Annotated in this window: 11 protein-coding genes and 1 pseudogene; 6 read left to right on the forward strand and 6 right to left on the reverse strand. The window is 61.1% G+C overall.

Features of this window, described 5'->3' with window-relative positions; genetic code table 11:
- Positions 1-6 precede the first annotated feature (6 nt).
- Positions 7-639, reverse strand: coding sequence for a translesion DNA synthesis-associated protein ImuA (gene imuA, locus NJC38_RS22870; RefSeq protein WP_253117227.1), 633 nt, complete (start codon positions 637-639; stop codon positions 7-9).
- Between the two features lie 153 nt (positions 640-792).
- On the opposite strand from imuA, the gene NJC38_RS22875 reads away from it, so the two are divergent.
- Positions 793-2253, forward strand: coding sequence for a PucR family transcriptional regulator ligand-binding domain-containing protein (locus tag NJC38_RS22875; RefSeq protein WP_253117228.1), 1461 nt, complete (start codon positions 793-795; stop codon positions 2251-2253).
- On the opposite strand, the gene NJC38_RS22880 is transcribed toward NJC38_RS22875, so the two are convergent.
- The 4 genes from NJC38_RS22880 to NJC38_RS22895 all read right to left on the reverse strand — a co-directional run bounded on the left by NJC38_RS22880 (position 2228) and on the right by NJC38_RS22895 (position 6594).
- Complete coding sequence (locus NJC38_RS22880) at positions 2228-2578, reverse strand: cupin domain-containing protein (protein WP_045491324.1); 351 nt, start codon at positions 2576-2578, stop codon at positions 2228-2230. The genes NJC38_RS22875 and NJC38_RS22880 overlap by 26 nt on opposite strands.
- A gap of 14 nt (positions 2579-2592) precedes the next feature.
- The gene (locus tag NJC38_RS22885; protein WP_253117229.1) at positions 2593-3963 is read right to left on the reverse strand and encodes an FAD-dependent oxidoreductase; all 1371 of its coding nucleotides are present in this window, start codon (positions 3961-3963) and stop codon (positions 2593-2595) included.
- An 8-nt stretch (positions 3964-3971) separates the two neighbouring features.
- Positions 3972-5366, reverse strand: coding sequence for an amino acid permease (locus tag NJC38_RS22890; RefSeq protein WP_045491320.1), 1395 nt, complete (start codon positions 5364-5366; stop codon positions 3972-3974).
- 355 nt (positions 5367-5721) lie between these two features.
- A complete protein-coding gene (locus NJC38_RS22895) occupies positions 5722-6594 on the reverse strand; it encodes an EamA family transporter (protein WP_253117230.1) in 873 nt (290 codons plus the stop codon).
- 63 nt (positions 6595-6657) lie between these two features.
- Between NJC38_RS22895 and NJC38_RS22900 the strand changes: the two genes are divergently transcribed.
- Entirely contained in the window at positions 6658-7170 is a 513-nt protein-coding gene (locus NJC38_RS22900) for a MarR family transcriptional regulator (protein ID WP_253117231.1), read from the forward strand.
- Between the two features lie 57 nt (positions 7171-7227).
- On the opposite strand, the gene NJC38_RS22905 is transcribed toward NJC38_RS22900, so the two are convergent.
- Positions 7228-8727 carry a CoA-acylating methylmalonate-semialdehyde dehydrogenase gene (locus NJC38_RS22905; protein WP_253117232.1) on the reverse strand — a complete coding sequence of 500 codons (1500 nt, stop codon included), beginning with the start codon at positions 8725-8727 and terminating at the stop codon, positions 7228-7230.
- A 167-nt stretch (positions 8728-8894) separates the two neighbouring features.
- Here NJC38_RS22905 and NJC38_RS22910 point away from each other — a divergent pair, with 167 nt between their 5' ends.
- The 4 genes and pseudogenes from NJC38_RS22910 to NJC38_RS22925 form a co-directional block, all read left to right on the forward strand.
- Positions 8895-9836, forward strand: a complete 942-nt coding sequence (locus tag NJC38_RS22910) for a LysR family transcriptional regulator (protein ID WP_253117233.1) — start codon at positions 8895-8897, stop codon at positions 9834-9836.
- Positions 9837-10114: 278 nt separating this feature from the next.
- The gene (locus NJC38_RS22915; protein WP_290447358.1) at positions 10115-10777 is read left to right on the forward strand and encodes a transposase; all 663 of its coding nucleotides are present in this window, start codon (positions 10115-10117) and stop codon (positions 10775-10777) included.
- A 72-nt stretch (positions 10778-10849) separates the two neighbouring features.
- Entirely contained in the window at positions 10850-12271 is a 1422-nt protein-coding gene (cycA, locus tag NJC38_RS22920; RefSeq protein ID WP_253117235.1) for a D-serine/D-alanine/glycine transporter, read from the forward strand.
- A 66-nt stretch (positions 12272-12337) separates the two neighbouring features.
- Positions 12338-12460 (forward strand): annotated as a pseudogene (locus NJC38_RS22925) (MFS transporter); the annotation flags it as partial.
- Between the last annotated feature and the right edge of the window lie 265 nt (positions 12461-12725).

A 12725-nucleotide genomic window follows, 5' to 3' on the forward strand; every position in this document is an offset into this window, starting at 1 on the left:
GACCGCTTACTGCCAGGCCAATGCTAGAGAACTCAACGGGATCGGCTTGGGTGGCGCGATACCCCCACGGCACTTGAGCACCCGCAGTTGATCAGGCGCAGCCTCTACCGCCAGGCGCAAGGCCGCCGGGGAGGGATTGATGGCCTCTTCCAGTGGCCGATAGGCAAACGCCAGGGTCTGTCCGGTTTCTGCCGCCACCTGCAAGCGCCGCAATGAGCGGTCGTCGGCCTGACGCAACCAGCACACAACCGCACCACAACTGCCCGAGCGCAGGCTTTGCTCGGCAGCCCACAGCGCGTCACGCCCCTGGGCCTGCACCAGGCTCAGGTAACCCAGCTCGATACCGGCCGCCGCCCAGGCGCGGGGGTAAGGCAAATGTGGCGGGCCAACCAGCACCACCCGCTCAGCGCGTTGGGTCAGCCGGGCGAGGGTGGGCCAGAGCAGGCGCAACTCACCGATGCCCTGGGCCGCCACCAGCAGTTCACTCAACGCCGCGACCGGCCAGCCGCCGCCGGGCAACAGGTTGTCCAGCGCCGCATGGCCAGTCGATGGACAAGCTGACGCCGCACTGTCGCTGGCCTGCCCGCGCCAGATACGACGGCTGTCGAAGAGACTTTCAAGTGAGACAACTGAGGGCATGGTGGTGGAAACCCCGGATACTGTATTTATATACAGTATTTGTCTCAGCCCCGGTCCAGGTCAAGCCGCAAGCGACAGATTGCCATGATGGCGACTGTGAAGCCGCGGCCGTGATCTTGTTATAGTGCGCGACTTACCCTGCTGGAGCCACGCATGCTGACGGTCCGCGATCTGCTATTGAACGAATCCCTTGGCATCAGCGCACTGGCCGGCTTCGCGGGCGTAGACCGCACGATCACCTGGGCACATACGGTCGATCTGTGCGATCCCTGGAAATGGGTGGCCGCTGGCAATCTGGTGATGACCACCGGCATCGGCCTGCCCACAGATGCCGGGCAACAGGTGCGCTGGCTGGAGCAACTGGCCGACAGCCAGGCCTGTGCGTTACTGGTGGCCCCGCGTGCGGATTCTCCGGCGCTCACCCCAGAGTTGCTCGAATGTGCCGAGCAGCTGGGTTTTGCGCTGCTCTCGGCCAGCTTCGAACTGGCCTTCGTCAAGCTGTCTCAGTTGATTATCGAGAGCGTGCTGCATACCCAGCGTGAGCGCCTGAGCACCAGTGAGCGCTTGTTTCAGACTTATGCCCAGGTGCTGCGCAAGAAACCGGATTTCGAGGGCCGCCTGACGCTGCTGGCCGATAGCCTGGGTCTTGATCTGCTGGTCGAGGATGCGGCCAGCGGGGTCCCCATCGTCGCATCGCGGCAAGTGGCAGTCTCGAGGTTGCTGGAGCGGGTCGCCATTCCAGGCATTGTGTCGGCCAATCTGGTCATCATTGCTCATGGCAAAAAGGTCTGGGGTGACCCTTTGCTGGTGCGCTCACTGGTCGGCCTGCTGAGTATCGAACTGGAGCGTCTGGCGATTGCGCGTGACGAACAGCGCGAAGCTGGCGCCACTCTGTTGCGCAATTTGATCACTGGCCAGATCGAACTGTCAGCAGCCCGGCCAATGCTGGAACGCCGTGGCCTGAGCGGGACGCTGGTGTGTATCGCACTGGAGCCGGGGCAGCAGGGGGTCTGGCATACAGAGACACTGCATCATGCGCCTGGTTTGCATCAGCCGGCGCCCTTACTGCTGGCTGACGAGGGGCTATTGCTGATGCTGGCCAATGATTCACCGGCACTGTTCGAGCAATGCCTGGCAAATCTGGGTGCGGGTACCCGGATAGGCATCAGCGGGCCGGCCAGTGTCGCGGCCGGAGTCACTGAAAGCCTTCGCCAGGCACGTCTGGCACTGGCTCAGGCACGTGAGTCAGGCCAGAGCATGCAGCGCTATGGTGAGGCGCAGCGTGTCACCGGCATGGCGCCCAAATCCCTCGCCGAAGCCCGCGCCTTGCTGGGACATTACCTGGGGGCGTTGATCGAGCATGACCGCAGCCAGGACGGTGAACTGCTCAAGACCCTGGCCGCATTTCTTGGCAACGATGGCAACTGGAAAGCCAGCGCCTTTGAGCTGGGCATTCATCGCCAGACACTGGTCTACCGGATCAAACGGATCGAACAGCTCAGCGGTTTCTCAGCTACGACCACCCATGGCAGTGCGCAGCTGTGGATTGCCTTGCAGGCCGGGATCAGCACCGGCCTGCTGGAAGGTCTCAGTAAATGGCATAGACCTTCCTGACTGTTTCGATAACATCCCAGCGGCCGGTCCAGCCTGGCGGCAGGATGATCAGGTCTCCGGCGCCGACCTCCTTGACTTCACCGCTGGCGTCGTCGGTCAGCGTGGCGCGGCCGGCCAGGATGTATGTGAATTCGGTATCGGGACGATCAATCACCGGCCAGCCACCGGGCCGGCACTCCCAGATGCCGAGGTTGCCGGTGGCCAGTGGCGCCAGGGTCTGGATGGCGATCTGCGGATCGCCCCGGTCAGCGCCGCCCCGTTGTCCTTTGGGTTCCAGCGCGGCGGTAGACAGTTCGGCGGCCTTGAGAATGGTAAAAACAGGCATGGTGCGTTCCTTTTTCAATGAGCGCCCGTCAGCCGTTCCAGCAGCATGGCGGTACGCGAGGGTTTACGGGTCCAGCGCTCTTCGAGGTCACTGAAGTTGGCGGCGGCCAGGCCGCTGTTGATGCCCAACCAGCGCAAGGGCTCAGGCTCCCAGGCCGGCGAGCGATGGTTAACAAGGGGCAGGCGGTTAAGTTCATGGTCCTCGCCGAGGATCAGGTTGCGCAGCAGGCGACCAGCCAGGTTGCTGGTGGCCACGCCATCACCGACATAGTTGCCGGCCCAGGCCATACGGGTTTGAGGGTCAAGGCTGACGGTTGGACACCAGTCACGGGCCACGCCCAAAGCGCCGCCCCAGCGGTGAGTGATTCGTGCATCGACCAGGGCCGGGAAGAACTCCAGCAACGCGGCATGAATCTTCTGGTGGGTACTGTCTACCAGATCGGCGCTCTCGGGCATTTTCGAGCCCCATTGATAAGGCGCGCCGCGCCCGCCGAAAACCAGGCGCCCCTCGGCGGTGACCTGGCCATACACACGCAGGTGGCGCATGTCATTGAAGGCCCGGCGCACATCCAGACCCAGTTGCTGACGCAAGCCGAGCGGCAGCGGCTCGGTGGCCAGTACCAGCGAATACAGCGGGATCACCGAACGTTGCAGGCCCGGCTGTTGGGCGCTGAACGCCTCGGTTGCCCGTACCACGGTCTCGGCCTTGACCTCGCCTGCGATCGTTTGTACCCGGCCGGGATGGATCTGCAGGACTTCGCTGTGCTCATAAATCTTCGCCCCCATGCGTTCGACCAGACTGGCCAGGCCGCGCACCAGCTTGCCGGGATGGATCAGTGCGCAATGCTCGGTGAACAGGCCGCCTTGTACGTTTTCGACGTCCAGTAGCGCACGGGCTTTGGCGGTATTCAGGGCGTGCCATTGTTCGGGCAGGCCGAACTCTTTTGAAGCCTGCACCGCACTATTGGCCCTGGCCCACTGCGCCGGGCTGCGTGCCACGGACAGAAAACCCTGTTTGCTGTAATCAGCCTCGATCCCTTCTGCAGCCAGCACCCGGCCGATTTCATCGACCGTGTCATTCATTGCCATCTGTAAGGCCAGCGCTGCTGCATGGCTGGACATCTGCGCCAGATGGTTCAGCGAGATCGGGAAGATCGCCGAAGCCCAGCCGCCATTGCGCCCCGAAGCGCCGAAGCCGACGGTTTTGCGCTCCAACAGCACCACACGTAATGTCGGTGCGCTTTTGAGCAGGTAGTAGGCCGTCCACAGGCCGGTGTAGCCGGCGCCGACAATCACCACGTCGGCGTTGATGGCGTGCTCCAGCCGCTCACGAGCCGGGGTTGGCTCGTACCAGAGCGGCCGATTGGGCAATTGGGTCAGGTCCATGGTTATCTCTATACAGGTTGGGTCGGGGAAGATGCAGCGGCCGCCTGACGGGCACGCACCCGGCCCAGCACGGCATACGACAGAAGGATCACGGCGATTGCCACCAGACATTGCAGCAGGCTGGCCCGGCTGGTGGCGTCAAGCGCCATGCTGACCAGCACGGCGATAATGGCGGCGGTCACTAGCAACGGCAGCCAAGGGTGGCCCCACATGCGGAATTTGAGGCTGCCTGCGGCAACCCAGCGCGGGCGCAGTTTGATTTGCGACAGGCAAATCATCAGGTAAACGAACAGAAACACCGCGCCGGAAGAGTTGAGCAGGAACTGGAATACGGTGTCTGGCCAGATTGCTGCAATCACCACACAGCCGTAACCCACCAGCGTTGAAGTGATGACGCCCCGTGCTGGTACACCGCGTTTACTCACGCTGGCGATACTGGCCGGAGCCTCGCCATTACTGGCCAGCACGAATAGCAAGCGTGAGGAGGTGTACAGCCCGGCATTGAGCACCGACAGTACGGCGATCAGGATCACCACCTTGAGCACCAGCGCTGCACCGGGAATACCGATGTGTTCCAGAGTAGTCACGAACGGCGACTTGCCCGGCACGATGTCGGTCCACGGTTGGGCCACGACAATGAACAGGGTTGAAAGCGCAAAGAACACCAGAATCCGGGCCATTACAGTGTTGACTGCACGGCGTATATTCTGCGCCGGGTGTTCAGACTCAGCCGCTGCGATGGTCGCCACCTCGACCCCGGTCATCGAGAAAATCACTACCACCACGCCGGAAAACAGCGAAGCAATGCCGTTCGGGAACAGGCCGCCGTGGTCTGTGAGATGGTTGAAACTTGCCTGGGAGTCAGGCCAGCCACCGCTGATGTAAGCGCCGGTGACCACCAGAAAGGCAACGATGGCAGCGACCTTGACCCCAGCGAACCAGTATTCTGCCTCACCGAAGGAATGCACTGACATCAGGTTGAGCAGGGTCATGATAACCATCAACCCCAAGGCGATGGCCCACACAGGAAAGCCCGGCAGCCACTCATTGATGATCTGCCCTCCGACTACGGCTTCGAAGCCGACGACAATGACCCAGAAGTACCAGTACAGCCAGCCCGTGGCGTAGCCGGCGGCGTTGCCATAGGCCATGCGTGCGTAATCGACGAAGGAGCCTTTGCTGGGATGGGCGGCGGCCATTTCGCCGAGCATGCGCATGACCAGCGCAACGATGATGCCGGTCACGATATAGGTCAGAAAGGCGCCAGGGCCTGTGGACGCAATCACTGCGCTGGAGCCGACGAACAGTCCGGCACCGATGACTCCGCCAAGGGCCAGCATGCTGATATGGCGGGTTTTCAAGGATTTCTTCAACCGCGGGTCGTGCTCGTGTTGAACAGGCATGGGGCGTCTCCGTTGTTGTTATTGGTGCTTGCCTGGAACAGGAGACTAGGGCGGTTGCAACGAGGGGAATAGCGTAAAAATGCGCAGTGCGGGGAGAGGACTTGTACAAATGTATGAATGTATACGTGCAGGTGGTGCTTGAGAGTCGAACGGGGTGCCATCCTTGGCACTCATCGCCCATGGGCTGCAATCATTACCAGGCCAGTAGCCCTCGACATTGGAGAAAGTCCACGACCGGCCGTCGGTCCCAGCAGGGGCAGGCGCACCGATTCACGTGCTGCCTCTTGCTGCGAACCGATGAGGTCGAAAGATTGACGATGCGCCCGGCGGCAGAGCGCAGTTGGCCGAGGACGGTTTAACGCCCCCGTGCCGCCGTCCATTGCACCGCAAACACACTGGCCAGCACGATGACCAGGCCGATCAGGGCGCTGCCGGTCATTGACTGGCCAAGCAGTGCCCAGCCCAGCAACACTGCCGACAATGGGCTCAGCAGGCCCAACGATGCCACCGCCACGGTCGGCAGGCGGATCACCCCGCGAAACCACAGCACATAACCGAGCAGGCTACCGGCCAGGCTGAGGTAGGCGTAGGCCGCGTATTGCGCGAGGGTCAGCGGCGGCAAGGGGGCATCGGCCAGCCAGGCGACCGGCGCCAGCAGTACGCCGCCAATCACCAGTTGCCAGCCGGTGAGGGCCAGGACTGGCATCTGCAACTGCCAGCGCCGGGTCAGCCATACACCCAGCGCCATACACGTGGCGCCCAGCAAGGCAGCGGCCATACCCACCGGTTCAAAGATCGTCTGCGGCGACAGCAGCAGTACAGCCATGCCCATGACGCCGAGCAGCGCCGAACACAAGGTCGCCAACGCGGGTGAACGGCGCTCCACCGCCCAGGCCAGCAGCATGACCAGTAACGGTTGGATCGCACCCAATACCGCCGCCAAACCACCCGGCAAGCGATAGGCTGCGACGAACAGCAGGGCCTGGAACACCCCGATATTAAGCGCACCCAGCACCAGCAGGCGCCAGACGTTTTGCCGGGAGGGCATTTGCCGGGTGTAGAGCAGCAACAACAGACCCGCCGGCAATACCCGGATGAGCGCTGCGGTGAAGGGCCGGTCAGGCGGCAGGATTTCTGAGGTCACGATATAGGTGGAGCCCCAGATGGCGGGTGCCAGAGCGGTCAGCAGGATATCGCGCCATTGTGGGTGAGTATGGGTTGCGGTCATGATTTTATCTTCAACTCAAGGTAATATGATCGTTGCTCAACAACTACCTTGAAGTCAAGATAAATGACAGATTCGGCCAAGCAACGACCCCGCGATGCAGTGGACACCATCCTGGAACAGTGGCACCGCGAACGCCCCGAGCTGGACACCACGCCCATGGGGCCGATCGGGCGGATCAACCGCTGCGCAGCGCTGCTGACCCCGCGCCTGGAAGCAGGTTATGCCGCTTACGACCTGAGCGTCTGGGAGTTCGACATGCTCGCCACCCTGCGTCGCTCCGGCGCGCCGTATTGCCTGAGCCCCACGGCGTTGTTCTCGACCCTGATGGTGACCTCCGGAACCATGACCCACCGGTTAAAGCGTCTGGAAACCCGTCAGTTGATCGAGCGCGTGGCCAACCCCGATGACGCGCGCAGCCTGCTGGTGCAGTTGACGGCGCAGGGCCTGGCGTTGATTGATCGGGCAGTTGAAAGCCATCTGGAGAATGAGCGGCGCCTGCTGGAGACATTGCCGGCCGACATGCTGGCTGAGCTGGATGCCAGCTTGTCGCGGTTGTTGCGGGTGTTGGAGGGGTAGAACAAGTTGCGGTTTTTCGCGGCTGAAGCGGCGATCCGCTTCAGCCGCGAAAGCAGATTACTTGGCAACCGGCATGGCGAACTCAGCGCCTTTTTCGATGCTTTCCGGCCAGCGCTGCATGATCGACTTCTGTTTGGTGTAGAAGCGTACGCCTTCGCTGCCATAGGCGTGCATGTCGCCAAACAGGCTCTTTTTCCAGCCGCCGAAACCGTGCCAGGCCATTGGTACTGGAATCGGTACGTTGATACCGACCATGCCGACTTCAATGCGGCGACCGAACTCACGGGCGATGTTGCCATCGGCGGTGAACAGGCTGACGCCGTTGCCGAACTCGTGGTTGTTGACCAGTTCCACTGCCTGACCGAAGTCATCCACGCGCACGCAGCTCAACACCGGGCCGAAAATCTCTTCGCGGTAGATGGCCATTTCCGGGGTGACATGGTCGAACAGTGTCGCGCCCAGCCAGAAACCGTTTTCCAGACTGGCTTCGGCAGGTTTGAAGTCGCGGCCATCAAGCAGCAGCTTGGCACCGGCAGCCACTCCTTGTTCGATGTAGCCGGTGATGCGCTTGCGGGCCACATCAGTGACGATCGGGCCCATTTCGGCCTTCAGGTCACGGCCATCGGTGACGCGCAGTTGCTTGGCGCGCTCGATCAGGGCGGGGACGATCTTGTCGGCCACATCACCGACCAATACGGCCACCGAGATCGCCATGCAGCGCTCACCCGCACTGCCGTAAGCGGCGCCCATCAAGGCATCGACGGTTTTCTCGATATCGGCGTCGGGCATCACCACCATGTGGTTCTTGGCACCGCCCAGGCCCTGGACACGCTTGCCATTGCGGGCGCCGGTCTCGTAGATGTACTGGGCAATCGGTGTCGAGCCGACGAAGCTCAGTGCCTTGACGTCCGGGTGCTCCAGCAGCGCGTCGACCGACTCCTTGTCGCCTTGCACCACGTTGAACACGCCTTTGGGCAGACCGGCCTCACGCAGCAGCTCAGCCATGAACAGCGACGCGCTCGGGTCGGTCGGGCTTGGTTTGAGGACGAAGGTGTTACCGGCCGCCAGGGCGATCGGGTACATCCACATCGGGACCATCACCGGGAAGTTGAACGGCGTTACACCGGCGACGACGCCCAGTGGTTGGCGTACGGTCCAGTTGTCGATACCCCGGGAGACCTGGTCGGTATGGTCGCCTTTCATCAGGTGCGGAATACCACAGGCGAATTCGAGAATGTCGATACCGCGCTCGACTTCGCCCTGGGCATCGGTGAATACCTTGCCGTGTTCGGCGGTGATGATGCGCGCCAGATCATCTTTACGTTCCTGCAGCAATTGCAGGTAACGGAACAGTACCCGGGCGCGACGGATTGGCGGCGTCTCGCTCCAATCAGCGAATGCCGCCTTGGCCGCAGCAACGGCTTCGTCGACTGTCTTGCGGCTGCCGAGCGCGACCTTGCCGGTCACTTCACCGGTAGCCGGGTTGTAAACGTCCTGATAACGGTCGTCGCGGCTGACACGGGCGTCATTGATGTAATGTTCGATGGTCTGGCTCATGAGTACCTCTTGGTTGTTGTTCGCAAGATGGATTCACGATAACCCTTGAATTTGTTCGCAACCAGACCAGAATGGCGAACTCATTGTTTTGAATGGCGAACAATAGGCATCGTCGGATCCGGTTTTTAACGCAGCGATGGCAATAAGGTCGTTTTTAGAGGTGCTCAATGGAACATACAGAAATCGAAGGCCTCTGGACCCACATCCGCTGGCTGGCCGTACTGGAAGAGCAGGGCACTTATACCGCCGCGGCGACGCGCCTGGGGGTCAGCAAGTCGGTGGTCAGCCAGCGAATTGCGGAACTGGAAAAGGCCACCGGTACGCAACTGGTAAACCGTACCACCCGCAGTGTGCGTCTGACCCAGGCCGGTGAAGCCCTGACCCGCGAGGTGCGCGACGCCTACGCGCAGATCGCCCGCAGCTTCTCGGCGGTACGTGAATCATCCGGCACGTTGCGTGGCTTGCTGCGCCTCACCGCTCCAGTGGCCTTTGCCCGCCAGCAACTGGTCCCGCTGCTGCCGGCGTTTCTCGAACGCTACCCGCAAGTGCGGGTGCAACTGGAAGTCTCCGACGCATTGACCTCTATCGCCGCCGAAGGCTTCGACCTGGCGATCCGCCACAGTTTTCAGATCCCCGACACCCATGTGGCCTGGAAGCTGTGCGACACCGCTTCAGTGCTGGTGGCCAGTCAGGGCTACATTGCACGCCATGGGGAACCACACAGCCCGGAACAACTGGCCAGCCATAACTGCCTGTTTTACCCGCGTGGCGGTGATCAACCGGTGTGGACTTTCGAACGCGCCAAGCGGGATAGCACTGAGCCAGAGCGCCTTAGCGTGCCGATCACCGGCAACTTCGCCACCAATAACAGTGAAGCCCTGCGCGATGCCGCTTTGCAGGACACCGGGATTGCCCTGCTACCCGACTTCAGCGCTCAGGCGGCGCTGGCCCAGGGCTCGCTGCAACGGGTGCTGCCAGACTGGACGCTCAAAGGGGCATTTGCGGGCGAAATTCACCTGATCCGCCCGTATTCACCGCACGTGCCCAAGGCGGTGGGGGCGCTGGTCAGCTACCTGCGTGAGCGGTTGGGGAACGGTTTTCACGCATAGACCGACCTGTACATCGCAGAGGATCTGGGCTAACAGTCAATACTGTCCACTTAGGTACTCTATGCCCCCAGTGGGAGCGAGCTTGCTCGCGAAGAGGCCAGTAAAGTCACAGCATCTGCTGCGAATGTGCCGCCGTCTTCGCTGGCAAGCCAGCTCCCACCGGTCTATGGGGGCTAACGACCATTCAGTTCTTGGGGCGTACCACAATACCGCTGTAAGCATCGCGGCATTGCAGGTCGACAGAGTTACGCTCCTTCAAGGTCTAGGACAGCTACGGCCTGGCCGGCTTTAAATTCAGATCCGGTAGCTTCAACGAGGACACCCGTGGGCGCTGGTATTTCAACGTCGTGGTCGAGGTCGACCGGCAGTTATCGCCAGGCCAGGACGCAGTGGGTATCGACCTCGGACTGAAAACCACGGCCACCTGCAGCGACGGTCATCGCCTTGAAAGCGGCAGGTTCTACAGGGATCTGGAGAGAGCCTTGGGCACGGCCCAGCGCGCCGGCAAGAAAGCCCGTGTACGGGCGATTCACGCCAAAACTGCGAACCGCCGCAAGGATTGCCTGCATAAGTTCAGCAACTCGCTGGTAGCGCGTTGTGGCGTCATTGTGGTGGGCGATGTGAACTCACTGAAACTCGCGAAAACCAGGATGGCCAAGTCGGTGCTGGACGCCGGCTGGGGCCAATTGAAAACCATGCTGGAATACAAATGCGATCACGCAGGCACGGTTTTCAAGGTTGTCAGCGAGAGAAACACCACCCAAACCTGTTCGAGCTGCAAGCAATTGCCGGACTCGAGGCCGAGAGGTATCGCAGGGCTTGGAATAAGGGAATGGACTTGTTGTGGGTGTGGTGCAACCCACGACCGCGACGTCAACGCCGCAAAGAACATACTCGCGCTCGGGCATGAGCGTCCAGTTGTGGGAATCCCAGCCCTTTAGGGCGGGGAGGATGTCAAGAAAGGGAGTGTCATTGATGGTATAAAAACAATTCGAAACACAAGGAAAGAATTCATGACAACCCCGCTTCACGATCACCCCGCGCAAGAACCTGACGAACACGCCCTCAAACGCAACCTTTCCAATCGCCATATCCAGTTGATAGCCATTGGCGGCGCCATTGGTACCGGCCTGTTCATGGGCTCGGGCAAGACCATCAGCCTGGCCGGCCCGTCGATCATTTTCGTCTACATGATCATCGGTTTCATGCTGTTCTTCGTCATGCGCGCAATGGGCGAGTTGCTGCTGTCGAACCTCAACTACAAGTCCTTCATCGACTTTTCTACCGACCTGCTCGGTCCTTGGGCGGGCTTTTTCACTGGCTGGACTTATTGGTTCTGCTGGATCGTGACCGGCATCGCCGATGTCATCGCCATTGCCGCCTATACCCAGTTCTGGTTCCCGGAGGTGCAGCCCTGGATACCGGCGCTGGCCTGCGTAGCCCTGTTGCTGTCGCTGAACCTGCTGACAGTGAAAATGTTCGGCGAGCTGGAGTTCTGGTTCGCGATGATCAAGATCGTCGCCATTTGCGCGTTGATCTGCACCGGCCTGTACATGGTGATTGCCAGCTACCAGTCGCCGAGTGGCGATGTGGCGTCGTTGAGCAACCTGTGGAACGACGGCGGCATGTTCCCGCATGGTTTGATGGGCTTTTTCGCCGGTTTCCAGATCGCGGTGTTTGCTTTTGTCGGTATCGAGCTGGTGGGCACCACCGCCGCCGAAACCCGTAACCCGGAGCGTAACCTGCCACGCGCGATCAACTCGATCCCGATCCGGATCATCGTGTTTTACGTGCTGGCGCTGATCACCATCATGGCGGTGACGCCTTGGCGTGACGTGGTGCCCAACAAGAGCCCGTTCGTTGAATTGTTCGTGTTGGCCGGGCTGCCGGCGGCCGCTGCTGTGATCAACTTCGTGGTTCTGACTTCCGCTGCGTCGTCGGCCAACAGTGGGGTATTTTCCACCAGCCGCATGCTCTACGGCCTGGCCATGGAAGGTGATGCGCCGAAGCGCTTCGGTACGCTATCGCGCAGCGCCGTGCCGTCCAACGGCCTGATCTTCTCCTGCATCTGCCTGACCTTTGGCGCAGTGGTGATCTACCTGATGCCGAGCATGATCGAAGCGTTCACCCTGATCACTACGGTCTCGGCGCTGCTGTTCATGTTTGTCTGGTCGATGATCCTGCTGTCGTACATGGCCTACCGCAACCAGCGGGGGCATCTGCATCAGGCCTCGAAATTCCGCATGCCTGGTGGCGTGTTCATGTGCTGGGTGTGCCTGGCGTTTTTTGCCTTCATCCTGGTGTTGCTGGCGCTGCAAGCCGACACCCGTCAGGCGCTGCTGGTGACGCCGGTGTGGTTTGTGGTGTTGGGCGTGGCGTACCGGGTGCGTCGTCAGAATACAGCGCACGCAAAGGTTGGGTATAAGGCGGACTGAGGTTTGCCGTTGTTGTAACGCGGGGCAATAGCCAGCGCCCCGCGGGCTGCTACACAAGGACAGCATATGCTCACCGTACTCAAGCAGTACCCCTCAGGCGTTAACCTGCTGCTGGCCAGTGCCTTCGTACTGACTCTGGGGCGGGCGATCACGCTGCCGTATCTGGTGCTCTACCTGAGCAGCCATTACCAAGCTGGCGCGAAAAGCCCCTTCCTTCAGGTGGGGGATGAAAGCGGCACCGCGAAGCGGTCATAGGGGTTAAGATCCACAAAACCGCCCCTATTCTGTGTTTCATGACTGAAATGAAAGCGACCAGAACCCTCAAGATTCGAGTGCGAGACAAGCACGCAGCGCAGCTGCGTGAAGCTTCTCGCGCTGTGAATTTTGTGTGGAACTACGTGAACGAGTTGAGCTGTCGCTCGATTCGTGAGCATGGTCGTTTTCTGTCGGCGTT

This window comes from Pseudomonas sp. 21LCFQ010 (assembly GCF_024129905.1).
GTDB lineage: Bacteria > Pseudomonadota > Gammaproteobacteria > Pseudomonadales > Pseudomonadaceae > Aquipseudomonas.

What these genes read in the sequence shown, in the direction of transcription:
- cycA (WP_253117235.1), top strand. Translation starts at nt 10,850, where the DNA reads ATGACAACCCCGCTTCACGATCACCCCGCGCAAGAACCTGACGAACAC.
- NJC38_RS22875 (WP_253117228.1), top strand. Translation starts at nt 793, where the DNA reads ATGCTGACGGTCCGCGATCTGCTATTGAACGAATCCCTTGGCATCAGC.
- imuA (WP_253117227.1), bottom strand. Translation starts at nt 639, where the DNA reads ATGCCCTCAGTTGTCTCACTTGAAAGTCTCTTCGACAGCCGTCGTATC.
- NJC38_RS22890 (WP_045491320.1), bottom strand. Translation starts at nt 5,366, where the DNA reads ATGCCTGTTCAACACGAGCACGACCCGCGGTTGAAGAAATCCTTGAAA.
- NJC38_RS22905 (WP_253117232.1), bottom strand. Translation starts at nt 8,727, where the DNA reads ATGAGCCAGACCATCGAACATTACATCAATGACGCCCGTGTCAGCCGC.
- NJC38_RS22910 (WP_253117233.1), top strand. Translation starts at nt 8,895, where the DNA reads ATGGAACATACAGAAATCGAAGGCCTCTGGACCCACATCCGCTGGCTG.
- NJC38_RS22880 (WP_045491324.1), bottom strand. Translation starts at nt 2,578, where the DNA reads ATGCCTGTTTTTACCATTCTCAAGGCCGCCGAACTGTCTACCGCCGCG.
- NJC38_RS22885 (WP_253117229.1), bottom strand. Translation starts at nt 3,963, where the DNA reads ATGGACCTGACCCAATTGCCCAATCGGCCGCTCTGGTACGAGCCAACC.
- NJC38_RS22895 (WP_253117230.1), bottom strand. Translation starts at nt 6,594, where the DNA reads ATGACCGCAACCCATACTCACCCACAATGGCGCGATATCCTGCTGACC.
- NJC38_RS22900 (WP_253117231.1), top strand. Translation starts at nt 6,658, where the DNA reads ATGACAGATTCGGCCAAGCAACGACCCCGCGATGCAGTGGACACCATC.